Origin of the sequence: Arthrobacter sp. B6 (assembly GCF_001663775.1) — a bacterium.
Taxonomy (GTDB): domain Bacteria; phylum Actinomycetota; class Actinomycetes; order Actinomycetales; family Micrococcaceae; genus Arthrobacter.
In genome coordinates, this window is the sequence record NZ_KV467168.1 from 1,457,214 (window position 1) to 1,482,924 (window position 25,711).

The window sequence follows — 25,711 nt, forward strand, 5'->3', positions numbered from 1 at the left end:
AAGGGCGGCGGAGGGCTGCTCCGCCGCCCTTCGATGTCAAGCAGGAACGGTGACGTTGCCGAGGTTGGCGGACTTGAGGGCCAGTGCGATTTCAGCTCCTGCGCCCTCGGCGAGGGGAAGCAGCGGCGGACGGACGGTGGCGTGGTCCAGGATGCCGCGGGCAACGAGGCCTTCCTTGAGGGCGACGGTGCCTTCCATGTGCGATCCGCGGTGGTAGACGTTCTTGGTGACAGGAAGGAGGCGGTCATGGATGGCGCGGGCCGCAGCGTAGTCCTTGGCCTTGCCGGCGGCGATCAGTTCCACCAGCGGTTCGGGTGCGAGTCCGCCGTAGCCAACCAGTGCGCCGTCGACGTCGAACATGGTGTGCAGCAGGTATTCGTCGTGGCAGGTGAGGATCTGCAGGTCCGGGTACGTTGCCCGCAGGACGGGGATCTCGGTGTCCCAGCGCTTCATGTTCCGGACGCCGTTCTTGGTGGCGAATACGCCTTCCATGCCGGCGATCTCGAGCTGGGTTTCCAGGTCGTAGGTTGCCTTGGTGGCGTCGGGGTACTGGAAGAGGATCAGCGGCAGGCCGGAGGTTTCGTAGATTTCCTTGTAGCGGGTCTGCGGTGCGCCCTGCTGGTAGCCGAAGCGGAGCCAGCCGTGTGAGGGGTAGACCAGGCCGGCTTCGGCGCCGGCCTCGACTGCGCGCTTGGCTTCCAGGGCGGCGACGGTGTTTCCTTCGCCGGTGATGCCGGCGATGATCGGGATCTCGCCCTTGACTGCGTTCTTGAATTCGCGGATGACCAGTGCCTGCTCGTCCTGGGTCAGGAAGGTGCCTTCGCCGGCGTGGCCGAGGACTACAAGGCCCTTGACGCCTTCGACGCTGGCCAGCCAGCCGCCGAGGCGGTGGATCGCGTCGACGTCGACGCTGCCGTCGCGGGTGAACGGCGTTACGGGAGCGGGAACAAGCCCGCGGAGATCGATCGTCATTGAAATTACCTCTGTCTTGTTAGTCGGTGGCCCCGCTAGAGTGAGAACGTTTGCGGGAACGTTTTCATTGTGCGACGTGCTCCAGCTCACTGTCAAGGGCCAATTGTGAAAGACGGAGGAAATAGAGTGTCTTCTAGGACAATCGTGAACAGGAGACCACCCATGGAACCGGTCGCATCAGGCACCACCGTAACCCTGCGGGACGTTGCCGCCGCCAGCGGAGTGAGCCTGTCCACGGCCAGCCGGGCCCTGGATGAACGCGGAACGGCATCCCGCTCCGCGGCGGCGGAACACGTCCGCAAGGTTGCCGAGGAGCTCGGCTACCGCCGGAACTCGTTCGCATCAAGCCTGCGCCGGGGCGAGACCCGGACGCTGGGAGTGCTGGTCCCGCGCCTCAGTGACACCGTGATGGCCCTGATGTTCGAAGAACTGGAGCGGGCGGCCTCGGACCGCGGCTATTTCGCCATGGTGGCCACCAGCGGAGACGACCCGGATGATGAACGCCGCGCCGCGGAAACACTGCTGGACCGCAACGTTGACGGACTGATCCTGGCCACGGCCAGGCTCGACGACGAACTGCCCAAGCTGCTGCGGCAGCGGAACGTGGCTCACGCCCTGGTGCTGCGTACCGACGGCGTGAGCCCGTCAGCACTCGGCGATGACGAGGTGGGCGGATACCTGGCCACGCGCCATCTTATCGACCTGGGCCACCGTGATATCGCGGTGGTCACCGGTCCGGCCTTCACCTCCACCGGGACGGCCCGCCTGGCCGGCGCCCGCCGGGCCATGGAAGAAGCCGGCGTCATCCCGCGGGATGAGTGGTTGCTGGCGGCAGGTTACGGCATCGAAAACGGCTTCGCGGCCGGGGAAACTCTGCTGGGTGGGTCCGGCCCGCGCCCCACCGCCATATTCGCCGCGAACGACAACCTTGCGATGGGCATCATCGCGGCCGCGCACCGCTGCCAGGCCATCGTGGGACGGGATCTGGCACTGGTGGGCTACAACGACATCCCCCTCTCATCGCGGCTCGCCACTCCCCTGTCCTCCGTACGGGTCCCGCTGGACCAGATTGCAGGCAGCGCGATCGATCTCATTGTGAACCCCGGCAAGGACCCCCGGATCCGGAAGGCCTTGCCCACACTGATTCCCCGCGAATCCAGCGGACCCCCGCAGCGCCGCGCGGAGTAGGCATGCAGCGCGAACGTACACTTGTGGCCCCAAAAAGTGGGGCCACAAGTGTACGTTCGCGCCGGATAGTTAGTCTGGATGGTTAGTCCGCCGGCTCCCGCCACAGAAGGGTCACGCCGAACGCCACCGCGCTGAGGACAAGCATGGCCACCACCATCAGGCCCCAGCTTGCCTGGTCCACCCCGCCACCGGCGAAGACACCGATCAGCACCGTGGCGGTAATGGCTCCCACGTAGCGGCAGGTCTGGTATATCCCGGCTGCCACGCCCCGCTCCTGCGGCCCGGCGGAGAGGAACATGCCCTGGTTGGAGGCAATGCCCACCGCTCCGTACGGGACGCCCATCAGCGTAGTGAGCGCCAAAACCAGGGGTATCGCCAAGGATCCGGTCAGCACCCACATCAGCGCGGCCACCGTGGTGAGAAGCACGACGCCGGCGATCAGCACACGCCGCACGCCGAATTTTCCCATGGCCCGGACAGCCCACGGTGTGGCCAGCACGGACATCGCGGCCAGGGGCAGCATGAGCAGCCCCACCAGCCCTGGGTCATAGCCGCCAGCTTCCTGCAGAAGCTGCGGCAGGCCAAAAAACACAAAGTAGTACACGCTGCTGAAGATGGCGAACCCCAGGTAGACAAGCATCAGCGGCCGGTTCCGGCCCAGCAGCCGCAGGTCCAGGAACGGCGGGCTGAAGCGCAGTTCACGCCACACAAACAGCGCGGCGGTGACGGTCCCGGCTCCGAGCATCCACCAGCGGAATCCCGGGGCAACGTCCAGCAGTGCCATCATGACCAGCAGGAGCGAGCCGATGAAGCCGGCAATCCCGGGAATGTCCGAATCCCTGGCCAGCCGGGCGATGCTGCCGCGCTCGCGGACCCCGTCAGCCGGGGCCACTTGCCGCACAATGAAGAGTGCTGCCAGCGCCAACGGAACGTTGACCAGGAACAGCGCCTCCCAGCCCACCTGGCCCACCAGCAGTCCGCCCGCCACTGGTCCCACGGCCGCCGCGGAGGTGTTTGCCATCTGGATTCTGCCGAGCGGCCGCGAGGATTCCGTCCCGGCCCGCTGCGCGATGGCACCGATCATCACCACCGCACTGGGATAGGCCGTGGCGGTTCCGAGCGCCATCACGGCCCGGGCGACGCAAAGCAGGCCGAAGTTGGGCGAGAAAGGGGCGAGTGCACAGGTGATGGCAACGGCGCCCATGCCGAGCGTGAACATCCGCCGTGGCCCGAACCGGTCCGCCAGCCTGCCCATCAGCGGCTGGCCCGCCGCGGAGGCGAGGTAGAAGGACGTTATCACCCAGGTGACGGTGGCGACGTCGAGCCCGAAGTCCGCGCGCAGGACCACCAGTGCGACCGCGATCATGGAGGAATTCAGCGGGTTCAGCGCGGTGCCGAGGCTCAGGCCTGCCACCGCCAGTCCGGTCCGGGGTTTGTCGCTCACGCAAACAGTCTGGCGTAGTGGCCTTTCAAACCGCGATTCCTGTGACCGTCGGCGAGGGCGGGGACTAGGATGAACTCAACTGATACTCTTGGGGGGCGGCAGTGGAACCGATCACGGTCAAGGGCGGCAAAGGCACGGTGGATCTGAAGGATGGCAGGTACATCCACCTGGTCTGGAACCGCAGTGTCCGGATTGAAGTGGACGACGCGCTCTCCGCCATGGAGGCCGTAAACGTCGTGGGCGACGGATCCGAGTTTCCGATGCTCGTTGACATGGCCACCACAGAGTCTGTGAGCCGCCAGGCCCGGGCTGTCTTTTCCATCCCCTGCGCGGCCTCGCGGATCGCCCTCCTGGGCTCAAGTCCGGTGGACCGGGTGCTCGCCAACTTTTTCCTCAGCCTGCACGTCCCGCCCTGCCCCACGCGGTTCTTCACATCCCGGGGCGATGCCATGGCGTGGCTGCTGGAAGAGCCCGCTAAACGGTTGTAGCCAGCCCTGCTTGTGCGGAAAACCTTGCGTCGCCGGGACGTCCGGGGTCGCCGGAACGATGCGGGGTCACCGGAACGATGCGGCGTCGCCGGAACGGTTCGGCGTCGCCGGAACGGTTCAGCGTCCGGGCACCGTTCCGGCGATTCCGACGGCGGCATCCACTACCGGCCTGCCCCCTCCTTGGAGTTTTTGTCCAGATAAAGTCCCCAAACCACCCCACAAGTCGCGTTATGTGGACAAAAACTCCGAGCCGAACAACGCGCAGAATAGATTCCGTTATGCGCGGGCCCTCGGCGCCAGGGCGTCGTTCAGGAACTCCAGGTGCGTCGGAGCAACAGGGGCGGTGTCACCGGCGTACTGAGGATTTTTGGTGATGTATTTCTTGATGAACGGGCATATCGGGACGATCCGGAAGCCCGACTCTACAGTTTCGTCCAGCGCCACGGCGGCGAGCTTGCCTGCCAGCCCCTGCCCACCGTATTCCTCATTGATCACCGTGTGGTAGAAAATCCGCTGCGGTGAGCTGCCGCCGTCGTAATTCTTGTAGGCTGCCTTCCCGATCACGGTTCCGCCTACCAGCACTTCAAAGCGCTCGCGGCCGGAATTGTGGCGGATAGTGACATCATTCACGACGGTCTCCTCGGTTCGGCTTTTGGTACAGCCTAACCTCGGTATCCCCGCAGTTATTTCGTCAGCGCCTAGCACGCGAGGTTGAGGGCATCCACGGCAGCTTCGGCCATCTCGATCGACTGTGGATCATCGAAACCAATCAGGTCCGGCTTCGGAGCGCGGGCCACTGCCATGGCCACCTGCCTGGATCCGTCGGCACTGATCAACGCCAGCGCCGCGTAGCCACGTACCACGCCGATATTGCCCACATACGCGTTGTTGGAGCATGCGTCGTACCGCCGGACCAGGCCAAGGCCGAACTGTTCGTATTTTGGATGATGCATCTCCTCCAAGGTCTGCTTCGTCAGCAGGGTCCCTTTCTGCAGGGCGGCGAAGTAGGTATTCAGTTCGGGAACGGTGGAAATCATCCCAGTGTCAGGGGAGCCCCTGTGGAAAGGCACCAGCGCGTTATCCTCCAGGTCGCCGCCTTCCGTACGGGTGTAGCCGTGGACCATCCTCCGCGGACCAGGCTCGTCACCCGTCATCAGGGTGTCCTGCAGCGCCAAGGGCTCCACGCTATCGTCGTGAATGACCGCTCCGATGTCCTTTCCCCGCAGCTTCTCAACAAGGAGGGCCAACGCCGCATAGTTGGTGGCGGAGTAGCTGTACAGGCTGCCTGATCCCCCTGTCCAAGGCATGCCGGCAACGAACGACACACGTTCGGCATGGGTGAAGGGCCCCTTCCCTATGTCGATGGGCGACCCCCAGTAGTCCGGCATGCCGGAACGGTGGCTGAGGAGGCTGCGAATGGTGATGGGTCCGGGTGGCCTGATGATGCTCTCAAAGTCCGGAAGGTGGTCCTGGATGGGGTCATCAAGCCGGATCTTTCCTTCCTCAACCAGCTTCAGGACCGAAACCGCCACCATGGACATGGTGATGTCCCCAACATGGGTCTGGTCGGTCAGCTGCACGGGTTCGTTTGTGTCGAGGTTCCGGACACCCTCGGCTGAGGACCATTCCCCCACCCGTGATTTCATCTGGATGATGACGGCGGTTGCTCCCCCGGCACGCATGCGCTCGCTGTACTTTTCCAGCACGGCCACGAAGGCAGGCTGCGCAGGGGCACTCGCCGTCGCCGTGGCTGTCGCTGTCGGCGATTGAGCGGTCGGCGATTGCTGGTCAGGCGGATCGGGGACGCTGGTGCACCCTGCAAGTGAGGCGACCAGCGCGGCAGCAACCATGGCGGCCGCGAGGCGGGAGGAACTGAAACCATGAACGGCTGCCTGCATCCCGTGTCCCTTCAAGGGGCCGGTCTGCAGCTGGACTTCGAAGAGACCGCCGGCTGCACCGGCATCTTCGATGTTCCTCAGGGCTGTTGGGAGTGTCAAGAACGCTTGCGGCACCGGGTGACTCAGCCCGCCTGGCCTTGTAGTGTCGTGGGCATCGGCACCAGCAAACCAGGAAACAAGGGAGAGAACATGGCGGTCAACGACGACGAAGCGGTGGTACTGGACCAGTGGACCCAGCGGCTGGCCCAGGCACTGCAGATCCTGGACCTTGACGTGGACCAGGAGCTTCTCCTGGACCTGGCCCGCAAATCCGCCGGTTCCGTGATCCACGCCGCAGCCCCGGTCACCACGTTCCTGGTGGGTTACGCGGCAGGGCTCGCCGCCGGGAATGGAAGCGCCGGGTCCAAGGAGGCGTCCGCCGCGGCAGTTTCCCAGGCGGCCGACGTCGCCTTCAAACTGTGCGAGGACGGGCACGACGGCGGCCCGGCTGCTGCAGGCTGGGCGGACACAGGGCAGTAAGGACGCCGGCCTCAATCAGCGGTGCTGGCCCGCGCAAACGGTGCTGGCCAACACCGCTGTTACGGGCCAGGGCCGCTCATGCTGGCGCAGTTCTATTCCTTCTGGCAGCCCGTGGACGGCTGCCGTGTCCTCATCCTGCCGCCTCGGGCTCCGGGACCCATTCCTCTGCCTGTTCCCTGGCAGGTTCGAGCCTGACGATGACGGCTTTGGACACCGGCGTCTGGCTGCCCTCGGCCACGCTCTCCAGCGGAACAAGGACGTTGGCTTCGGGATAGTACGCCGCCGCGCACCCGCGGGCTGTGGGGTAGGACACCACCCGGAAGCTCCGCAGCACGCGTTCAACCTTGTCCCCGTACACCCCGTGGATATCCACGTGCTGCCCGTCGCTGAAGCCGAGCTCAGCCAGGTCCTCGGGGCTGACAAACACCACTTCGCGGCCCTTCCTGATGCCCCGGTAGCGGTCGTTGTGGCCATAAATGGTGGTGTTGAACTGGTCGTGCGACCGCATGCTCTGCAGGATCAGCGTCCCGGCAGGCCGCTCCACGTGTTCCAGGTCGTTAACCGTAAGGACGGCCTTGCCGGTGGGGGTGCTGAATGTCCGGGAGTCCCGGGGACCGTTCGGCAGCACAAAGCCTCCGTCCTGCCGGATCTTCCGGTTGTAGTCCTCGCAGCCCACCACCACGTGGGAGATGTGCTCACGGATGCGGTTGTAGTCCTTCTCGAAACCCGCCCAGTTCGCGTGGACCGTATCCCCGACCACGTGCTGGGCCAGCCTGCTGACTATGGCCACTTCGGACAGCAGTCCGGGCGCCACGGGGTCCACTGTCCCGTGTGAGGCGTGCACGGCGCAGACTGTGTCCTCAACCGAAACGAACTGCGGCCCGGTTTCCTGGACATCAATTTCGGTCCGGCCCAGGGTGGGCAGGATCAGCGCCTCCGCACCGGTGACGGTGTGCGAGCGGTTGAGCTTGGTCGAGATCTGCACGGAAAGCTCAGTATTCTCCATCGCCGCGAACGCGGCCTGGGTGTCCGAAATGGCTCCCACAAAGTTGCCGCCCAGCCCCACAAAAACCTTAATGCCGCCTTCGCGCATCTGCCGGATGGTTTCCACCGAGTCCACGCCGTGCTCACGGGGCGGATCGAAGCTGAATTCCTTGCCCAGTGCGTCCAGGAAGGCTGGCGGCATCTGCTCCCAGATGCCCATGGTCCGGTCGCCTTGGACGTTGCTGTGGCCGCGGATGGGCGAGGCGCCGGCGCCGGGCTTGCCGATATTGCCGCGCAGCAGCAGCAGGTTGATGATCTCCTTGATGGTGGCCACGCCCTTCTTTTGCTGCGTGATGCCCATGGCCCAGGTGATGATGACCTTCTCGGCCCTCAGGTAACGGTCCGCCAGCTCGTCGATCTCCTCGGCCCGCAGTCCGGTGGCCTCCAGGACTGCGGACTCATCCAGCGCGGCAAGATGGGCCCGCAGCTCCGCCAGCCCTTCGCAGTGTTCGTCGAGGAACTCGTGGTCCAGCACGGTACCGGGATTCTTCGACTCGGCGTCCAGCACCCGCTTCGAAACAGCCTGCAGCAACGCCATGTCGCCGCCGATCCGGACCTGCATGAACTGGTCCGCCAGGTCGGTGCCGCGGCCCACAATGCCCTTGACCTTCTGCGGGTTCTTGTAGCGCATCAGCCCGGCCTCCGGCAACGGATTCACCGCGACAATGCTGGCTCCGGCCTCCTTGGCTTCTTCCAAAGCTGTGAGCATCCGCGGGTGGTTGGTGCCCGGGTTCTGGCCCATGATGATGATCAGGTCCGCCTTGGCGAAGTCGTCATAGGAGACGGTGGCCTTGCCGATGCCGATGGTCTGGCCCATGGCCCAGCCCGAGGATTCGTGGCACATGTTGGAGCAGTCCGGCAGGTTGTTGGTCCCGTAGGCGCGGACGAACAGCTGGTAGAGGAACGCGGCTTCATTGGACGTGCGGCCGCTGGTATAGAAGGTGGCCTGGTTGGGGTCCGCGAGGCCTTTGAGCTTGTCCGCCACTATGGTGAATGCCTGCTCCCAGCTGACGGGGCGGTAGTGGTCCTCCCCCGCTGGCTTATGGACGGGTTCGGTGAGGCGCCCCTGCATCCCCAGCCAGTATTCGGACCGTTCCCGGAGTTCACTCACCGGATGCCCTGCCAAGAAGTCGGAGCCGATCACCACGGGCGTCGCTTCCCAGGTGACCGCCTTGGCGCCATTTTCGCAGAACTCGAAGGTCTTGCGGTGTCCGGGGTCCGGCCACGCGCAGCTCATGCAGTCGAAGCCGTCCTTCTGGTTCAGCGCCAGCAGCGTCTTCGCCGCCCGGCCCGCGCCCATGTGCTTCAAGGCAGGCTGCATGGAGTGGTAAACACCGGGCACCCCCGCTGCCCATGCCTTCGGGTGGCCGCTGACCTCGATATCAGCCTCGTCGGCCTCTTCCACCTTGGGGTTTTTACGCGTCACGCTGCATTCTCCTTGTCCTGCGGAACCGAAAAACCCGCCGGCTGCATCAGCGGAACGGTCACTTCCCACAGTTGATCAGGGGGCCACGGAAGTCAAGGACGCGCCCGGCACAGCAGCTCATGAAGCGTCGGAGCTGCACAGCGCACGACGGCGGCGCCCACCTCGCGTAGGCTGGTCACCACGGCTGAAGCAAGCGGCCGCAGGACCCACCTTCCGGAGCCGTTTCATGCCCCAGAATCCTGCGCTCCGCGCGCTCGCCTCCTCTGCCTTCTCCCTTCCGAAACTGCGCGAGGGCCAGCTCGCCGGTATGGCCGCCCTGGCCAACGGCAGCGACGTCCTGGCCGTGATGCCCACCGGCTACGGCAAGTCCGCCGTCTACCAGGTGGCCGCCGCCCACCTCCACCGCCAGACGGGACACCCCGCCGTCGTGGTTTCACCCCTGATCGCCCTCCAGGAGGACCAGATCGACGGGCTCACCGGGGCACTCGGGGCGGACGCCGCCGTCGCCATCAATTCCGCCCACAGCGACGCGGAACTGGAAGAGGCGTGGCAGAAGGCGGAGGCAGGCACGGCGGCGTTCCTGTTCCTGGCACCCGAGCAGCTGGCCAAGAAGGAGACCGTGGAGCGGCTTGCCGCCATGCGCCCCGCACTGCTTGTCGTGGATGAGGCTCACTGTGTCTCCTCCTGGGGCCACGATTTCCGGCCCGACTACCTGACACTGGGCACGGTCAGGGAACACCTGGGCAACCCGCCGGTTGCCGCGCTGACGGCCACAGCTTCCCCTCCCGTCCGGGACGAAATTGTGGAGCGGCTGGGCATGAAGGATGCATTGGTTCTGGTTCATGGCTTCGACCGGCCCAACATCAGCCTGGACGTGATCCGGCACCACGAGGAAAAGGACAAGCGCCTCGCCGTGGTGGACCAGGTCAGCGCGCTGGTCCAGGGAAGCGCCGCCGGCGCCCAGCAGGGGCTGCTGTACGCTGCCACCCGCAAGGACACAGAGAAGTATGCGGCCAAACTGGCTGCGCAGGGGCTACGCGCCGAGGCCTATCACGCCGGCCGTTCCTCCGCGGACCGTGAGCGGATCCTCGGGCTCTTTATGGACGACCGACTGGACGCAGTGGTCGCAACGACGGCGTTCGGGATGGGGATCGACAAGCCCAACGTCCGGTTCGTCATCCACGCCGACATCCCCGAATCACTGGACGCCTACTACCAGGAGGTTGGCCGGTCCGGGCGGGACGGCGAGCCTGCGGCGGCCGTACTGCACTACCGGGCCGACGACGTGGGCCTGCGCAAATTCTTCGGCACGCACTCACCTGACCCGGATTCGCTGTCGGCCGTGCTCAAGGTCCTCCGTTCGGCGGACGGCCCCGTTTTCCCGTCGTCGTTGGCCGAGCTCACCGGCCTGAGGCCCCGGCGGGTGACGGGCCTGCTGAACCAGCTGCAGGAGGCCGGCGCCGTGACCTCCGGCAAGCGGGGCGTCCGCCTCACCTCCAAAGCCAAGCTGTCCGCACTGGTGCAGCGCGCCGTCGAACTGGCCGAAGCGCGGCAACGCGTGGACCAGTCCCGGCTCAACATGATGCGTGGCTATGCCGAAACGGACGGCTGCCGCCGGCAGTTCCTGCTCGGCTACTTCGGTGAGGACCTTCCAGCGCCGTGCGGCAACTGCGATGCCTGCACCGAGGCTCAGCGGCCTGGCCCGGTACGGGAGGCCAGCGCTGAGGATGACGACGGCGGCCCTGCCGGCCATGCTGTTGATGTTCCGTTTCCTGTCCAGTCGCCGGTGACCCACAAGAAGTGGGGAGCCGGGCTGGTGATGCGTTGCGAGGAAGACGTGATCACTGTCCTGTTTGAGCGGGAAGGCTATAAAACACTCTCCCGAAAGGCTGTCCTGGAGGGCAAACTGCTGAAGCCCGCTTAGGTAGGCTGGAGGAAGACTCCAACGAAAGGCCCCCAACGTGGAAGTTCCCTCCATTGTCTGGATCCTGACCATTGCAGGAATTGTTGGCCTGCTGGCCTTCGATTTCTTCTTCCATGTCCGGAAGGCCCACACCCCCTCGCTGAAGGAGTCGGCCATCTGGTCCTCCATCTACGTGGGGATAGCGCTTCTGTTTGGCCTGGGCGTGCTCATGTTCGGCGGCCCCACCATGGGCACGGAATACTTCGCCGGCTACGTCACGGAGAAGGCGCTGTCCGTGGACAACCTTTTTGTGTTCCTCATCATCATGGCCAGCTTCAGGGTGCCCAGGGCTGACCAGCAAAAGGTGCTGCTGTTCGGCATCGTCTTCTCGCTGATTGCCCGCACCGGCTTTATCCTCCTGGGCGCTGCCCTGATCAACAGCTTCGCCTGGGTGTTCTACATCTTTGGGCTCATCCTCCTGGTTACCGCCGGCAACCTGCTCCGGCCGGAAGGCCACGACCAACACTCAGAGGGCCTGGTGGTCCGGCTCGCCAAGAAGTACCTCCCGGCGTCTGCACACTACGACGGCGACAAACTCTTCACCAGGGAGAACGGCAAGCGGGTCCTCACCCCGATGCTCCTTGTGATGGTGGCCATCGGCGGCACGGACATCCTGTTCGCCCTCGACTCCATCCCCGCCATCTTCGGCCTGACCCAGAACGTGTACATCGTCTTTACCGCCACCGCGTTCTCCCTGATGGGCCTGCGCCAGCTGTACTTCCTCATAGACGGCCTGCTGGACCGCCTGATCTTCCTCGCCTATGGGCTGGCAGCCATCCTGGGCTTCATCGGCGTGAAACTCATCCTGCACGCCCTGCACGAGAACAACCTCGCGTTCATCAACGACGGCCAGCACGTCAGCGTGATTGAAGTCAGCACCGAGATTTCGCTGACAGTGATCCTGGGCGTCCTGCTGGTCACCATCTTCGCGTCCATCTTCAGCCCCAAGGGCAAGGCCAAGAACGCGGTCTCGGGTGCGAAGCGGCACGCCACCGAGTACCTGGACCTCAACTACGAAACGGACATGGCAGAAAGGGACAAGATCTTCGCCCGGATGGTGCGGGAGGAAGAGCAGATCCGCAAGCTTCCCGAGAAGTACAAGCGGCTCATCCGTAACGAGACCGAGTTCCTTGCGCTGATCCGCAGCGCCCACGCCGAGCACGACAAAGCCCACGTGCGGGCAGACGCCGAGGGCTAGCAGGGGCCTGACTGGCCGGGCCGGCCGGGCCGGCCGCGCCAGGCTGGCTTTCTGGCCGGGCGTGGGCGGGCCTGGCCGGCCCTTATTGTCAGCCCCTCTTGCTAGATTCGAACCAGGCAAGGGGAACCGTCCCCAAGCCAGATCAGTCAATGGGGAGGCCCCATGTTCCTGCTCGATCCTGCCAGCGCTGATTCAGCTCCGGACGCACCCCGGGACCTGGTGTTTTCCGCCAGCGACCTCGTGGCAGCCAGCGAGTGTGAGTACCGCACGCTCCGCGTCCTGGACGAGAAGCTGGGCCGTTCCCCGAAGGCAGACTTCCCCGACGACGAGATGCAGCGCCGCGCCGGTGCCCTGGGCGACAAGCACGAGGCGAAGGTGTTGGCGGGCCTCATCGCCCAGTACGGCGAATGGGATGCCAGCCGCGGCGCCGGCGTGTATTCGATCGAACGCGGCGACAACGTCCGTGCTGACCTTGTGGCCAAGCAGGCCGAAACCGAGCTGGCGCTGCGTGCCGGGGCGGATGTGGTGTTCCAGGCAACCTTCTTCGACGGCGAGTTCCTGGGATACGCAGACTTCATCGTGAATGAGGCCGCCGGCACCGGAAGCCCCGGACGCTATGAGGTCTGGGACACCAAGCTGGCCCGGCACGCCAAGGTGGGCGCCCTCCTGCAGCTCGCCGCCTACGGTGACCAGCTCATCGGCATGGGCCTGGAACCCTCCCCCAAGGTCACCCTGGTGCTGGGCGCAGTGGTCGACGGCGACTACGTGCGCAGCGTCCATTCCCTCCCCGATCTGCTGCCGGTCTTCCGCGAGCGCCGCGACCGCTTCCGTGCCCTGACCGCCGGGCACCGGGAGGGCGGCGGACAGGTGCAGTGGATGCAGCCTGGCATCACGTACTGCGGTCGGTGCAACTACTGCGCCGGGCAGGTCCAGGCGCATCGGGATCTCCTGATGGTCGGCGGAATGTCCACCCTCCGCCGGAAGAAGCTCCGTGCCGAGGGCATCACCACCATTGAGGCCCTCGCCGACCTTCCACCGGACAAGGCAACCGGTTCGCTGGTACGGCTCCGCGATCAAGCACGGATGCAGCTCGGCCGGGATATCCCGCACGGTTCGCGGACTTTTACCAAGGACGGCGAGGACCACACAGTGGCGTTTAAGGTGCTGCCGGATAACGCCCTGGCTGGCATACCCTCGCCCAGCCCGGGCGACATCTTCTTCGACTTCGAGGGCGACCCCCTCTGGCAGGATCCGGCCACCGGCCAGTGGGGGCTGGAGTACCTGTTCGGCGTGATCGAGGCGCCGGATGCCGCCGCCGATGCCGCCGACAGGCCGGTGTTCCGTCCGTTCTGGGCGCATTCCCGCTCCGAGGAACGTCAGGCGTTCCTGGACTTCCTGGCCTATGTGGAGGAACGCCGCGCCCGGTACCCGGACATGCACGTCTACCACTACGCCGCGTACGAGAAATCTGCGCTCCGCAACCTGTCCGTGACGCATCTGGCGGGCGAGGACATCGTGGATGACTGGCTCCGTAAAGGCGTGCTGGTGGACCTCTATGCCACCGCCCGCCACTCACTGAGGATCTCCGAGCCCTCCTACTCCATCAAGAAACTCGAGCCGCTCTATATGGGCAGCAATCTCCGCTCCGGCGACGTAAAGGACGCTGGTGCTTCGGTGGTGGCGTACGCCGCCTATTGCGCGGCCCGCGACGACGGCGATGCCGCCAGTGCCGCCCAAATCCTGGCTTCGATTTCGGATTACAACGAATACGACTGCCTTTCCACCCTCCGCCTCCGCGACTGGCTGCTGGGACTGCGCTCATCAGGCCCGGACGTTCCCGGCGCCGCCCGCCCGGGCGGGTCCACAACTGCAGGAACGGCCGACGGCGGCGGGGCGCCGCCCCGGCAGCTGGCAGTTCGGGGAGCGGAGACTACAGAACCCTCGCCGGAGGAGCTCCGGCTCCAGGAGTACCTTGCCGGCTTCCCGGACACCCGGCCCTGGACCAACGATGAGCGTGCCATCGCCATGGTTGCCGCCGCCACCGGTTACCACCGGCGCGAACGGAAGCAGTTCTGGTGGGAGCACTTCGACCGGACCGAATCCGAGATCGACCATTGGTCAGACCACCGCAACGTGTTTGTGGTGGACTCCGCCGACGTGGTCACGGACTGGCTGCTCGCCAAGCCCACGGTGCGGATGCGCACCCGTGTCCTGAGGCTCAGCGGAACCATGAGCGAGGGCTCCGATTTTAAGCCCGGCACCACATGGTGCCGGCTCTACGATTCGCCCGTGCCGGATGGGCTGGAGGACCCGCAGGGAAACCTGCTGGCGCGCGGCTATGCCTTCGGCACCGTGGTCACCGCAGTCGAGGACCATTCGGACACTCCGGGCAAGACCATCATCACCATTGAGGAGAAGGAGACCGGCAGGGTCCCCGCGTACCCGCACTTTCCGGTGGCGCTGACTGAGGACCAGCCCGTTCCCACAGTGAATATCGAGGCGGCCCTGGCGGAGCTGGCGCAGCACGTCGGAGCCTCGGTTCCGTCGCTGCCGCAGCACCCTGGCGTGGACATCCTGCGCAAAGCTCCGCCGCGGTTCCGTTCGCTGCCCGGCCCCGCTTTCGTCGGAAAGGACAGCTCCGGCGCGGCGGACTACATCACGGCCATCACCACCTCGTTGCAGGACCTCGACCGCTCCTACCTCGCCGTGCAGGGGCCGCCCGGAACCGGCAAGACCTACGTCGGCTCCCATGTCATCGCCCGGCTGGTGGACGCGGGCTGGAAGATCGGCGTCGTTGCCCAGTCCCACGCGGTGGTGGAGAACATGCTCTGCACGGCAATCAAAACCGCCGGGGTTGACCCGGCCCGGGTGGCCAAGAAACTTGCTGCCGAACACGATGTGCCGTGGGGACAAATCAAGGAGACGGACGTCGCCGCGCTGCTGGACTCCCGGGGCGGCTGCCTGGTGGGCGGCACGGCGTGGACCATGACCGGCAAGTCGGTTCCTGCCGGGTCCCTGGACCTGCTGGTGATTGACGAGGCCGGGCAGTTCTCGCTGGCCAACACCCTGGCCGTGGCACGTTCAGCCAAACGCCTCCTGCTCCTGGGTGACCCGCAGCAGCTTCCGCAGGTCACACAGGGCTCGCACCCGGAGCCTGTGGACGAGTCCGCCCTCGGCTGGCTCGCCGCCGGGCACGCCACCCTGCCCCCTGAGCTGGGCTATTTCCTCGCGGACAGCTGGCGCATGCACCCCGAACTGTGCCGCGCGGTGTCCGTCCTGAGTTACGACGGCAAGCTTGAATCGGCACCGGCAGCCTCCCTCCGGGGCCTGGCCGAGTTGCCTCCCGGCGTGGAGACGGTGTTCGTTGAGCACAGCGGCAACACCACAGCATCGTCTGAAGAGGCCGCCGAAGTGGTCAGGCAGGCGCAGCGGCACATTGGACTGAAGTGGATTGCCGGCGGCGACCAGCCTGCCCGGCCCCTGGCCGCCGGAGACGTCCTGGTGGTGGCCGCGTACAACGCCCAGGTCCAGCTGATCCGCCACGCACTCCAGCAGGAAGGGCTTGACGCGGTGCGGGTGGGAACCGTGGACAAGTTCCAAGGCCAGGAGGCTCCCGTTGTCCTGGTGTCCATGGCCTGCTCCGCTGTTGCCGAAGCCCCCCGCGGGGCAGAGTTCCTGCTGAACCGCAACAGGATCAACGTGGCTGTGTCCCGGGGCCAGTGGCGGTCAGTGATTGTCCGCTCCCCCGAGCTCACCAACTACATGCCCCGAAAACCAGAGGTGCTTGAGGAACTCGGGGCGTTTATCGGTTTGAGCCCCAGGACCAGCGGCGCCACAGCCAGCGGCGCCCGACCACCGGCGGCATAGAGGGCAGCGGCCGGGCAGACCTTCAAAAGCCGCTGTCAGCGGGCGTTGAAACCGCGGAAACCGCCCTCGGCCGCGGACAGTGTGTCTTCAACCCGTTCGACCCGGCCGGGGGTGTTGTCCGACTTGAGCCAGTCGAGCAAATCCTGCACGCGGTTTTGCGGCCCCTCGGCGATCACCGACACGGAGCCGTCGTCGAGGTTTTTCACCAACCCCGTCAGGCCCAGCTCCTCAGCCTTCCCCATCGTCCAGAAGCGGAAACCGACGCCCTGCACCACGCCGAAGACACGCGCGGAGAGCCGGATATCGCCGTCGTCCCCTCCTGCAGATTCCGGTCCTGGCTGGTCCCGGCCTGCGGAGTGCCTTCCTGCCGACGCTGCCATCGCGTCAGGACTGCTTGACCAGCGCCGCTTCGACGTTGATCCTGACTTTGTCGCTGACCAGCAGGCCGCCCGTTTCCAGGACCGCGTTCCACGTCAAGCCGAACTCTTTGCGGCTGATCTCCGCCTCCGCGGAGAAGCCGGCGCGGGTAGCTCCGAACGGGTCAACGGCAACGCCGGTGAATTCGACTTCGAGTTCAACGGGTTTGGTGATGCCGCGGATGGTGAGGTCGCCGGTAAGGGTGTAGTCCTCGCCATCGCCTTCTGCCGACGTGGCACGGAAGGTCATCTCAGGGAAGTTCTCCACGTCGAAGAAATCCGGGCCCTTCACATGGCCGTCCCGGTTGGCATCGCCGGAATCGAAGCTGGCTGTCTTGACGGTGGCGTGCAACGAGGCATCAGCCAGGGACCCGCCAATCCGGGCCTCGGCGCTGGCATCCGTGAAACGGCCGCGGACTTTGCTGATGCCGGCGTGGCGGACCGTGAAGCCGATCTCGCTGTGGGACATGTCCAACGTCCAGACGCCCGGCGTGATTCCTGTGGGAAGAGTCATTTCCGCATCTCCTAGGGTGGGTGGAAACCGGTCACAGCGACCAAAACCCACAGTGCGTCACACCGCAGTTTTTGTCCAGATACGGAGCCCAAAGGCACCCTAAGATCTCCGTATCTGGACAAAAACTCCCCGGGCGGGATCAGTTGATCACGATGTCCCGCGTGCGGTGGTCGTAACGGATGGTGACGGTGCCGCCGTCGTGGTGCAGTTCGTGGTTGGGGCCGTCAAACGTGCCGAATGCACCGTAGTTCTCTTCCCACGAGCGGTTCAGCGCGATCTTGAACGTGTAGTAGCCGGCGGGCAGTTCGGCGCTGATCTTCCACTGCTGGGCGACAAAATCAAACTGCATCTGGGCCTCGTCGTACTGCGGCGCCCAGTTCTCCGGAGCGCCCAGGAGGGTGTTGAAGTCGCCCGCAACGGCAACCGCCTCCGGCTGCGGGAAGGTCTCCACGTCCGGTCCTTCAAGCGAATCCGCCACGGCGGCTTCCGACTTCGTTTTCGGGGCTGCCTTGCGCGTACGGACAGCCTTGACCACCGGTTCCACGGCCTCTTCGATTTTCTTGGCGGCCTTGCCGACGGCCTCGGCAGCCTTCTTCGCCGGCGCCTTCTTGGCGGGGGCCTTTTTGGCGGGAGCCTTCGTCCCGCTTTCCTCCTCGGCTGCGGCGCTCTTGACCACTGCGGACTTGCGGGTGGTCCTGGCCGCTGCCACCTTGGCGGGTGCGGCAACGGGCGCCACCGGCACGGGGGTGTCAGCCGGAACGGGAGTTCCGGCGTCGAGCGCTGCCGCAAACGATTCGGCATCCGGGAAGGCCACGGTGGCGCGCATCCCGTCCTCGGTGACGGTCCAGCCGGAACGGCCCTTGACCAGCCAGCCGGCCTTAACCAACTTCGCAGTAGCGGAGGTGAGGGTCTTGTGGCCGCGGGGAATTCCGCCGCTGAGCAACTCGGCCTCGTGCGGGCTGAACGGCACGCGGACGGTGGCTTCAGCCAGCACCCCTCCCGCGTTCAGCGCTTCACCGGTCCACGTGCCTTCCGTCAGGACATCCAGCACGGACTTGAGTCGAAGGTTGGTGTTTTCTGCGGTGGACTTGGCCATGGTTCCCCTTTGTAAAGCGATCGGTCATTAGGCATCATGCCAACAGCCTGTTAAATCGCACGACTTTAATTGGTTAACTCTGCGTGTCGTGACCGACTATGACGCGGTTAACTCCCGGAAGTGAGGCGGGAGTCTCAGGTTAGGGCGGTTTGCTTAACCCCGGGGCGCTGAAATGGCTTCCGCCGCTCCCTGCCCAAACACGCTTTGCGGCACCAGTTTAGCGGCAGGCTGGACCGGCCGCCTTAATGGCGCTGCGCGGTTACGCCCGGTTCAGCTCGTCCAGCAGCTCGGCTTTGCGCTCTTCCGAGGCAAAGGACGAGTGGATGGAGTTGGCTGCTAGCCGCGAACGGTCAAAGTCGGAAAGCCCAAAAACGGCTTCCAGCTGCGCGAAGTTGTCGTCCACGTAGCCGCCAAAATACGCCGGATCATCGGAGTTCACGGAGACATTGAGCCCGGCGGCGAGCATGGCCGGCAACGGGTGGTCCGCCAGCGTGTCCACGGCGCGCAGCCGGACGTTGGACAGGGGGCAGACCGTCAGCGGAATCCGCTCTTCCACCAGCCGCTCCACCAGGTCGGGATCCTCCATGCACCGGATGCCATGGTCGATCCGCTCCACGCCCAGAACGTCCAGCGCCTCCAGGATGTATGACGCCGGTCCCTCCTCGCCCGCGTGGGCGGTCAGCCGCAGGCCCGCTTCCCGGGCCTTGGCGAACAGGCGTTCAAACTTCGACGGCGGGTTGCCCACCTCGGCCGAGTCCAGGCCGATCGCGCCAATGGGTGCGTTCATGGCCAGAAGTCCGTCCAGGACCTCCAGCGCGGACTCCTCGGACAGGTCGCGGAGGAACGCGGCGATCAGGAAGGTGGAGACGCCGAAGTCGTTCACGGACGTCGCCAGGGCGGATGCCACCCCGTTGACGCAGGTTTCAAGGCTGATGCCCCGGGACAAATGCGCCTGCGGGTCCATCATGATCTCCGCGTGCCGGACTCCCGCGGCGGCGGCGCGGGCGAGGTAGTCGCGGGTCATGTCGGCGAAGTCCTGTTCCGTTTGCAGCACCGCCATGTTGGCGTAGTACAGGTCCAGGAACGACTGCAGATCGGTGAACTCATACAGTGCCCGAAGCTCGTCAATGCCCGAATACGGGAGGGAGATACCGTTGCGCTCCGCAAGTTCGAAGATCAGTTCCGGCTGCAGGGTGCCCTCGATGTGCAGGTGGAGCTCGGCGACGGGAAGCATCCTCACAGCCGCTTCAGGCAGTTCCGACTCTTGCAGTTCCGGCTCAGGAAGGTCCGTCTGAGTGGGGTCCGTCTCAGTGAGCGGATCGGCAGCGGTGTCCCGGTAATTGTCCATCCGGTCAGGATATCGCCCGCCGGCCGATTCGCCGCTAGAGTCGGATCAATGCGGAAACCCCAACAGGCTGACCCTCTTTCCCTTCCCACTCCTGACCACCTCTCGGACGGCTTTGTGCGGGTCCGGGGCGCCCGGGAGAACAACCTGCGGAACGTGGACGTCGATGTGCCGCGGGACTCCATCGTGGCGTTCACGGGGGTTTCCGGCTCGGGGAAGTCGTCGCTGGCTTTCGGGACCATCTATGCGGAGGCCCAGCGGCGCTACTTCGAATCCGTGGCCCCGTACGCACGCCGCCTCATCCAGCAGGGCCACAATCCCAAGGTGGAGATGATCTCGGGGCTGCCACCCGCCGTCGCGCTTCAACAACGCCGCGGCGCACCCAGCAGCCGCTCCACCGTGGGCACCGTGACCACACTCTCCAATTCGCTCCGCATGCTCTTTTCGCGGGCCGGAACCTACCCGCCCGGCGCCGCGCAACTGGACTCCGACGCGTTTTCGCCCAATACCGCGGCCGGTGCCTGTCCTGAATGCCATGGGCTGGGGGTCGCTCATACTGTCAGTGAGGAATCCCTGGTTCCGGACCCCCTGTTGACCATCCGGGAAGGTGCCATCGCGGCCTGGCCGGGTGCCTGGCAGGGCAAGAACCTCCGCGACATCCTCAGCCACCTGGGCTACGACGTGGACGTGCCCTGGCGGAAACTGCCCAGGAATCAGCGCGACTGGATCCTGTTCACAGACGAACAGCCCGTCGTGGAAGTCACGCCCGAACGCGACCGTGTGGCGAAACCGTACAAGGGGCGCTTCTGGAGCGCCAAGAGCTACGTCCTGCACACCCTTGCGGATTCCCAGAGCGCTGCCATGCGCGAGCGTGTCCTGGCGTTTATGGAGTCCGGGTCATGTCCGCGCTGCGGCGGCACCGGGCTCAGGGCAGAAGCCCTGGCCGTGTCCTTTGCAGGCAGGAGTATTGCCGAGCTGAATGCCGCGCCAATGTTGGAGCTTGCCGAGATCATCCGCCCGACCGCCGGGCTGAAGGAAGCCGGAACCGCTTCCCGCCGGCAGGCCTCGGGAGAGGAGAACGAGGTGGCGGTTGCCATCACGGCCGACCTCCTGCAGCGCATCAGCGTGCTTCTGGACCTGGGCCTGGGCTACCTGGCGCTGGGCCGCGCCACCCCAACCCTCTCTCCCGGCGAGATGCAGCGGCTGAGGATCGCCACGCAGCTCCGGTCCGGGCTGTTCGGTGTGATCTACGTGCTGGACGAACCGTCCGCCGGCCTGCATCCGGCCGACGCCGAGCCGCTCCTGGCAGTCCTGGACCAGCTCAAGGCTTCCGGAAACTCTGTCTTCGTGGTGGAGCACAACATGGACGTCGTGCGTCGGGCCGACTGGCTGGTGGACGTGGGCCCACGCGCCGGCGAAGGCGGCGGCGAGGTGCTTTACAGCGGTCCCGTTGCGGGCCTGGCTGCCATCGAAGGGTCCGTCACGCGCCCGTTCCTGTTCGACGGCGGCGGCTCGGCCAGCGGCGGCTCGGCCAGCGGCGGCTCGGCCGACGGCGGCAACGCGCCACAGGCAGGCACGGCCGCGCGTGCGCGCGGCGTCCGCCAGCCCGATGGTTGGCTGGAGCTGTCCGGCATCAGCCGCCACAACCTCCAAAACCTTGATGCGCGGTTCCCGTTGGGCGTTTTGACGGCAGTCACCGGGGTGTCCGGCTCGGGTAAGTCGACCCTGGTGAGCCATGTCCTCGGGGAGGTCATCGGATCCGGCCTCAGCACGCACCAGGCTGAGCAAACAGCAAAATCAACGCAAACGGCAAAGTCAGCACAGCCTGCAGATCCGGACGCGGCGGGGCCGGCTACGCGGCTGTCCGTGGGGCCGGTCAGCGGCACGGAGCGGATTGACAGGCTGGTCACCGTGGACCAAAAGCCCATCGGCCGCACGCCCCGCTCCAACCTCGCCACCTACACGGGGCTTTTCGACGCCGTGCGCAAGGAATTCGCCGTCACGGAGCAGGCCCGGGCACGCGGATTCGGCGCCGGGAGGTTCTCCTTCAACGTGGCGGGCGGACGCTGCGAAACCTGCCAAGGCGAAGGGTTTGTGGCCGTGGAACTACTCTTCCTCCCTGGCAGCTACGGTCCATGCCCGGAGTGTGGCGGTTCCCGCTACAACCCGGAAACCCTGGAGGTGACGTACCGCGGGAAGAACGTGGCCGAGGTGCTGCGCCTGACGGTGGACGCGGCCGCCGGGTTCCTGGCCGATATTCCCGCCGCGGCCCGCAGCCTGAAGAGCCTCCGGGACGTCGGCCTGGGCTATCTCCGGCTGGGCCAGCCCGCCACGGAACTCTCCGGCGGCGAGGCCCAGCGCATCAAGCTCGCCACCGAGCTTCAACGTGCCCAGCGGGGCCACACACTCTACCTCCTGGACGAACCCACTACCGGTCTCCACCCCGCCGACGTCCAGCTGCTCATGGCCCAGCTTCACGGACTGGTGGACAGCGGCAACACCGTCGTAGTGGTGGAACATGAAATGGCAGTCGTGGCGGCGGCCGACTGGGTCATTGACCTGGGCCCGTCGGGTGGGGACGCCGGCGGCCGGATCGTCGCTTCCGGGACCGCCGCCGACGTCGCACGCTCCGCGCACAGCCGCACCGCGCCCTACCTGGCGGCGGCACTTCCCCAGCAGGGCACCAGCCGACACCCAGAAAGCATCTCGGTTTGATAACGGCCGCGTGATGTCCTAGCGTGAAATGCAAGCCCGCCAAGCGGGCGACATGAATGCCCGGTGCTGCCTCCACCAGAACTGCCCGGCCGGCAGACACCGACAATGACCTCTATTCGTCAGGGGCGGGCAGTGGCGCGACGACCTCCAGGGACGGATCGAGCGCAGGTGGCCTTCAGGAGCATCACCACATGAAAAACACCACTTTCCGTACTGCCGCACGCCGTGGAATCACCGTGGCCGCCGTCTCGGCAGCAGGTCTCGCACTCTCGGCAACAGCCGCCAACGCTGCCACCAGCACCTCAACGTGGGACGCCCTGGCGCAATGCGAGAGCGGCGGCAACTGGTCCACCAACACCGGCAATGGCTACACGGGCGGCCTGCAGTTCAGCGCCAGCACGTGGGCGGCCTACGGCGGAACCGGCTCCGCGGCCGATGCCACCCGCGAACAGCAGATCGCCGTCGCCGAACAGGTCCAGGCCTCCCAGGGCTGGGGTGCCTGGCCGTCCTGCGCGTCCCAGCTTGGCTTGAGCGGAGGGGGCGGCGCGACGGCGGTTGCTCCCCAGAGCGTTCCAGTCCAAAGCGTTCCAGTCCAAAGCGTTCCAGTCCAAAGCGTTCCGGTCCAAAGCGTTCCGGTGACGGCCCCGACTGGTGCCGTGGACTCCGCCCGGCATGCCGCGCCAGTGGCGCTGAGCGGCGAAACCTACACGCTTGAGGCCGGCGACATGCTCAGCTCCGCAGCCGAAAAGCTTAGCATCGAGGGCGGCTGGCAGAGCCTCGCCGACGCCAACATGGACACCATCGCGGATCCGGATCTCGTGTTCGAGGGGCAGATCCTCCAGCTTCCGGCCTAGGCCCTTCACGGACCCGGCGGGCAGGAGCCTTCGTAACAACGGGACCTACACGGGCCCCGCCCAACAAGGTGCGTAACAAGAACATTCAACAACGACGCCGGAGCGTCCCCCCAGCGGGGAGCTCCGGCGTCGTTGTTGTGTCTTGAACTGTGGCTGGGCGCTGCGGTTAGGCGGCGGCCGGGATTTCACGGATGATGCGCACCTTCCAGGCGGCGTCGTCGCTGGTGTCCAGGAGGGCCACCGTGCCGTGGGCGACGTTCAGTGCCACGCGCTTGGCTGCCAGCAGTTCGAGGTAGAGGTGCTCGTTCATGCGGCTTGGCGTGTCGATCATGTACTTCACGGCGTCGCGGACTTTGCGGTAGTTGGCGCTCCGTTCGCGGTGAAGGTGGAGCTCAAGGGTCTGGCGCTGGCGGACTTTGGGTTCGTGCTTGTTGAGCCAGGACACAGCCGCGTGCACAGCGATCACCAGGGCAAGGGAGACGGCGTAGATCCACCAGCCACTGGAGAGCAGGAACAGGGGGAGGTTTCCAATGGCTACAATCGCAATGATGACCCGAAGGGCGGCGATCCTGCGCAGGGTCAGGGCCACGGAGGCCAGGGCGGCGCGGAAGCCGTGTTGGTCCTTGCGGGCCGCGGCGGGGTCGATCGTAAATTCATCAAGGACCAGGATGCCCTTGGCCTCCGGACTGAGCATCTGGCCGAACTTGGGCGCGAAAGGCTGGGCAGTACCGGGGGTCATTTCAGGTGTGGTTGTCATGTTAAGGCTTCCAGGACGCTGGGGTGTTTTCGGCGATCTTAGTGGGTAGCACCACCTGCTGTATGCATCGGTCCACTATGTGAACATTCGCTGCCTCGTCTCTGTGGCGTCCGGCACTGCAATTGGCTCTGGGGCCGCATGCCGTCAGACTGAAGGGATGCAAACCTTCCTTCCGTACCCCGATTTCCGGCAGAGCGCCGCCGCACTGGACACTGCCAGACTGGGCAAGCAGCGCGTCGAGGCGCTTCAAACCCTTCGGGCACTGGTCATCCCCCAGTACGGCTGGCAGACCCATCCCGCCGTCCGCATGTGGATGGGCCATGTTCCGGCACTGACCATGTACGGCCTGGCAATGGTGGACGAATGGACCGAACGTGGCCACCCGGACAATACCCGTGCCAACATCACCGAGTTCGCACCCCAGGCGGCCCACCCGGACTATGCGGCCAAAATCCCTATGCCGCCGTGGCTCGGGGACCCGGACTTCCACCTAAGCCACCGTTCGAAGCTTCTCCGCAAGGAACCCAAGTTCTACAGGTCAGTGTTCCCGGACGCCATACCGAACATCGACTACATCTGGCCCGAGCCGAAGCATGAGTTCCTGCCCGAGGATCCCGAAGGTGAAATTCTTTGGATCCTGCGCTCCCCGCATCCTGAGTTCAGCCCCGAGACGCTCAACACAGTCGCCCTGCCGCCGGTCCGCCGCAGCAACGCCGACGGAGCCGAGCAGGATGACTACGCTCCGGTTTATGCGGACGACGGATCCCGCCGGCCCTCCAAGCAGCCCCGGAAGCTTCCTCCCAAGCCGAAGGTCAAGAAGCCCACGCGGAAGCGCCAGGCCCAAGAGGAAGCGTTTGCCACCCTCCCAGGCAAGACCACCGTGGCGGTTGCGTCCGAGGATGGCGCCAAATTCGCCATAGGCCAGGTCCTGGGCCGGCCCATAACGCTCGACGACGGCCGCTTCGGCCGTAATTTCAGCGTCACCGAGGTGATCGACCGGTCAGCGTTCGATTACCCGGCGCTCCTGCAGGATCCACGGGTATTCTTCCCGGTCCCCGCTCCCTGACCGCATGACCATTCTCCTGGCCGGTTGCGGCGATCTGGGCACCGAAGCGGGGCTGCGCTTCGCGGCGGCGGGACACCGGGTGGTGGGCTGGCGCCGTTCCCCGGACAAGCTGCCCGCGGAAATTGAAGGGGTCGCGGCTGACCTGTCCACCGCGGACCTTCCGGCTATCCCGGCGGACACCACCGTCGTCGTCATTGCCGTGGCGGCCGATTCGCCCACCGAAACCGCCTACCGGGCAGCCTACGTGGATGGGCTGGCGCATGTCCTGGACGCTTTGAGGCGCGACGGCGTCGCGCCGGGGCGGGTGCTGTTTGTGTCATCCACCGCCGTCTACGGGGACGCGGGCGGCGGTTGGGTTGATGAGGGCACGACGCCGGCTCCCGGCGGTTTTTCCGGGCGCATCCTCCGCGAGGCTGAGGAACTCCTGCTTTCGCGATTGCGCGGCACGGGAACCACACCGGTGGTGCTGCGGCTCGGCGGAATCTACGGGCCAGGGCGGACCCGGCTCATTGACCAGGTCCGTAGCGGAGCAGCAGTCGTCCCGGATGAACCGCGCTACACGAACCGGATCCACCGGGACGACGCGGCGGCGGCCATCGTTCACCTCGGCACTTTGGAATCCATGCCTGCACCGGTATACGTCGGCGTGGACAACGATCCGGCGGATCTCGGCGACGTTTTACGTTTCCTGGCCTCCGAGATGGCGCATCCGGAACCGCCAACGGGACCCGCGGGAGAGGCCCGGGGCGGAAATAAACGCTGCAGCAACGCCCTGCTTCGTAGCACCGGATTCAACTTCGCCTACCCGTCCTTCCGCGAAGGCTACCGCGACATCCTGGCGGGTAAAGGCGTGCGCCACCCGTAGCCCCTCGCGCGAACGTCCACTTGCGGCCCTACCGTCTCGCGCGAACATACACTGGGGTCAAACAGCAGACTCCCAG

General features: G+C 65.8%; 20 protein-coding genes. 10 read left to right on the forward strand and 10 right to left on the reverse strand.

The genetic code is table 11. The features are described 5' to 3' along the window. Nucleotides 1-36: 36 nt before the first annotated feature. Entirely contained in the window at nucleotides 37-972 is a 936-nt protein-coding gene (locus AU175_RS06285) for a dihydrodipicolinate synthase family protein (protein WP_066286753.1), read from the reverse strand. Between the two features lie 162 nt (nucleotides 973-1,134). Here AU175_RS06285 and AU175_RS06290 point away from each other — a divergent pair, with 162 nt between their 5' ends. After that, on the forward strand, nucleotides 1,135-2,160 hold the full coding sequence (locus tag AU175_RS06290) for a LacI family DNA-binding transcriptional regulator (protein ID WP_066286754.1): 1,026 nt from the start codon (nucleotides 1,135-1,137) through the stop codon (nucleotides 2,158-2,160). A gap of 82 nt (nucleotides 2,161-2,242) precedes the next feature. Here the strand turns inward: AU175_RS06290 and AU175_RS06295 are convergent, their stop codons facing one another. After that, a complete protein-coding gene (locus tag AU175_RS06295) occupies nucleotides 2,243-3,604 on the reverse strand; it encodes an MFS transporter (protein ID WP_066286758.1) in 1,362 nt (453 codons plus the stop codon). A 101-nt stretch (nucleotides 3,605-3,705) separates the two neighbouring features. Here AU175_RS06295 and AU175_RS06300 point away from each other — a divergent pair, with 101 nt between their 5' ends. Then, nucleotides 3,706-4,092 (forward strand): DUF7793 family protein, encoded by a 387-nt coding sequence (locus AU175_RS06300; protein ID WP_066286760.1) that lies wholly within the window; start codon nucleotides 3,706-3,708, stop codon nucleotides 4,090-4,092. 276 nt (nucleotides 4,093-4,368) lie between these two features. Here the strand turns inward: AU175_RS06300 and AU175_RS06305 are convergent, their stop codons facing one another. Beyond that, nucleotides 4,369-4,722: a GNAT family N-acetyltransferase gene (locus AU175_RS06305; protein WP_066286762.1), complete on the reverse strand. Its 354-nt coding sequence runs from the start codon at nucleotides 4,720-4,722 to the stop codon at nucleotides 4,369-4,371. Nucleotides 4,723-4,790: 68 nt separating this feature from the next. Next, nucleotides 4,791-6,089, reverse strand: a complete 1,299-nt coding sequence (locus tag AU175_RS06310; protein ID WP_156642208.1) for a serine hydrolase domain-containing protein — start codon at nucleotides 6,087-6,089, stop codon at nucleotides 4,791-4,793. A gap of 90 nt (nucleotides 6,090-6,179) precedes the next feature. Here AU175_RS06310 and AU175_RS06315 point away from each other — a divergent pair, with 90 nt between their 5' ends. Further along, entirely contained in the window at nucleotides 6,180-6,509 is a 330-nt protein-coding gene (locus AU175_RS06315) for a DUF6457 domain-containing protein (RefSeq protein ID WP_066286764.1), read from the forward strand. Nucleotides 6,510-6,639: 130 nt separating this feature from the next. Here AU175_RS06315 and AU175_RS06320 read toward each other — a convergent pair whose 3' ends face one another. Then, nucleotides 6,640-8,979 carry an FdhF/YdeP family oxidoreductase gene (locus AU175_RS06320; RefSeq protein WP_066286765.1) on the reverse strand — a complete coding sequence of 780 codons (2,340 nt, stop codon included), beginning with the start codon at nucleotides 8,977-8,979 and terminating at the stop codon, nucleotides 6,640-6,642. 226 nt (nucleotides 8,980-9,205) lie between these two features. Between AU175_RS06320 and AU175_RS06325 the strand changes: the two genes are divergently transcribed. The 3 genes from AU175_RS06325 (at nucleotide 9,206) to AU175_RS06335 (ending at nucleotide 16,007) form a co-directional block, all read left to right on the forward strand. Further along, nucleotides 9,206-10,903: a RecQ family ATP-dependent DNA helicase gene (locus AU175_RS06325; protein ID WP_066286766.1), complete on the forward strand. Its 1,698-nt coding sequence runs from the start codon at nucleotides 9,206-9,208 to the stop codon at nucleotides 10,901-10,903. A gap of 37 nt (nucleotides 10,904-10,940) precedes the next feature. Beyond that, nucleotides 10,941-12,140, forward strand: a complete 1,200-nt coding sequence (locus tag AU175_RS06330; protein WP_066286768.1) for a TerC family protein — start codon at nucleotides 10,941-10,943, stop codon at nucleotides 12,138-12,140. Between the two features lie 162 nt (nucleotides 12,141-12,302). Next, on the forward strand, nucleotides 12,303-16,007 hold the full coding sequence (locus AU175_RS06335; RefSeq protein WP_066286769.1) for a TM0106 family RecB-like putative nuclease: 3,705 nt from the start codon (nucleotides 12,303-12,305) through the stop codon (nucleotides 16,005-16,007). Nucleotides 16,008-16,042: 35 nt separating this feature from the next. Here AU175_RS06335 and AU175_RS06340 read toward each other — a convergent pair whose 3' ends face one another. The 4 genes from AU175_RS06340 to AU175_RS06355 form a co-directional block, all read right to left on the reverse strand. Then, a complete protein-coding gene (locus AU175_RS06340) occupies nucleotides 16,043-16,387 on the reverse strand; it encodes an acylphosphatase (protein ID WP_066286771.1) in 345 nt (114 codons plus the stop codon). 4 nt (nucleotides 16,388-16,391) lie between these two features. Further along, nucleotides 16,392-16,937 (reverse strand): YceI family protein, encoded by a 546-nt coding sequence (locus AU175_RS06345; RefSeq protein ID WP_066286773.1) that lies wholly within the window; start codon nucleotides 16,935-16,937, stop codon nucleotides 16,392-16,394. 139 nt (nucleotides 16,938-17,076) lie between these two features. Then, the gene (locus AU175_RS06350) at nucleotides 17,077-18,033 is read right to left on the reverse strand and encodes a pullulanase X25 domain-containing protein (RefSeq protein ID WP_066286776.1); all 957 of its coding nucleotides are present in this window, start codon (nucleotides 18,031-18,033) and stop codon (nucleotides 17,077-17,079) included. 259 nt (nucleotides 18,034-18,292) lie between these two features. Next, nucleotides 18,293-19,267: an adenosine deaminase gene (locus AU175_RS06355; RefSeq protein ID WP_066290664.1), complete on the reverse strand. Its 975-nt coding sequence runs from the start codon at nucleotides 19,265-19,267 to the stop codon at nucleotides 18,293-18,295. A 162-nt stretch (nucleotides 19,268-19,429) separates the two neighbouring features. Here AU175_RS06355 and AU175_RS06360 point away from each other — a divergent pair, with 162 nt between their 5' ends. Further along, nucleotides 19,430-22,093, forward strand: a complete 2,664-nt coding sequence (locus AU175_RS06360) for an excinuclease ABC subunit UvrA (protein WP_066286778.1) — start codon at nucleotides 19,430-19,432, stop codon at nucleotides 22,091-22,093. Nucleotides 22,094-22,284: 191 nt separating this feature from the next. Further along, entirely contained in the window at nucleotides 22,285-22,947 is a 663-nt protein-coding gene (locus AU175_RS06365; protein WP_066286780.1) for a transglycosylase family protein, read from the forward strand. 166 nt (nucleotides 22,948-23,113) lie between these two features. Here AU175_RS06365 and AU175_RS06370 read toward each other — a convergent pair whose 3' ends face one another. After that, nucleotides 23,114-23,704: a hypothetical protein gene (locus tag AU175_RS06370; protein WP_066286782.1), complete on the reverse strand. Its 591-nt coding sequence runs from the start codon at nucleotides 23,702-23,704 to the stop codon at nucleotides 23,114-23,116. A gap of 157 nt (nucleotides 23,705-23,861) precedes the next feature. On the opposite strand from AU175_RS06370, the gene AU175_RS06375 reads away from it, so the two are divergent. After that, a complete protein-coding gene (locus AU175_RS06375; RefSeq protein WP_066286784.1) occupies nucleotides 23,862-24,770 on the forward strand; it encodes an MSMEG_6728 family protein in 909 nt (302 codons plus the stop codon). A 4-nt stretch (nucleotides 24,771-24,774) separates the two neighbouring features. Next, complete coding sequence (locus AU175_RS06380; protein WP_066286786.1) at nucleotides 24,775-25,635, forward strand: SDR family oxidoreductase; 861 nt, start codon at nucleotides 24,775-24,777, stop codon at nucleotides 25,633-25,635. The last annotated feature ends 76 nt before the right edge of the window (nucleotides 25,636-25,711 follow it).

Coding starts and splice junctions, on each gene's coding strand:
- AU175_RS06285 (WP_066286753.1), bottom strand. CDS start 972: ATGACGATCGATCTCCGCGGGCTTGTTCCCGCTCCCGTAACGCCGTTC.
- AU175_RS06290 (WP_066286754.1), top strand. CDS start 1,135: ATGGAACCGGTCGCATCAGGCACCACCGTAACCCTGCGGGACGTTGCC.
- AU175_RS06315 (WP_066286764.1), top strand. CDS start 6,180: ATGGCGGTCAACGACGACGAAGCGGTGGTACTGGACCAGTGGACCCAG.
- AU175_RS06325 (WP_066286766.1), top strand. CDS start 9,206: ATGCCCCAGAATCCTGCGCTCCGCGCGCTCGCCTCCTCTGCCTTCTCC.
- AU175_RS06335 (WP_066286769.1), top strand. CDS start 12,303: ATGTTCCTGCTCGATCCTGCCAGCGCTGATTCAGCTCCGGACGCACCC.
- AU175_RS06340 (WP_066286771.1), bottom strand. CDS start 16,387: ATGGCAGCGTCGGCAGGAAGGCACTCCGCAGGCCGGGACCAGCCAGGA.
- AU175_RS06345 (WP_066286773.1), bottom strand. CDS start 16,937: ATGACTCTTCCCACAGGAATCACGCCGGGCGTCTGGACGTTGGACATG.
- AU175_RS06350 (WP_066286776.1), bottom strand. CDS start 18,033: ATGGCCAAGTCCACCGCAGAAAACACCAACCTTCGACTCAAGTCCGTG.
- AU175_RS06355 (WP_066290664.1), bottom strand. CDS start 19,267: ATGCTTCCCGTCGCCGAGCTCCACCTGCACATCGAGGGCACCCTGCAG.
- AU175_RS06360 (WP_066286778.1), top strand. CDS start 19,430: ATGCGGAAACCCCAACAGGCTGACCCTCTTTCCCTTCCCACTCCTGAC.
- AU175_RS06365 (WP_066286780.1), top strand. CDS start 22,285: ATGAAAAACACCACTTTCCGTACTGCCGCACGCCGTGGAATCACCGTG.
- AU175_RS06370 (WP_066286782.1), bottom strand. CDS start 23,704: ATGACAACCACACCTGAAATGACCCCCGGTACTGCCCAGCCTTTCGCG.
- AU175_RS06375 (WP_066286784.1), top strand. CDS start 23,862: ATGCAAACCTTCCTTCCGTACCCCGATTTCCGGCAGAGCGCCGCCGCA.
- AU175_RS06380 (WP_066286786.1), top strand. CDS start 24,775: ATGACCATTCTCCTGGCCGGTTGCGGCGATCTGGGCACCGAAGCGGGG.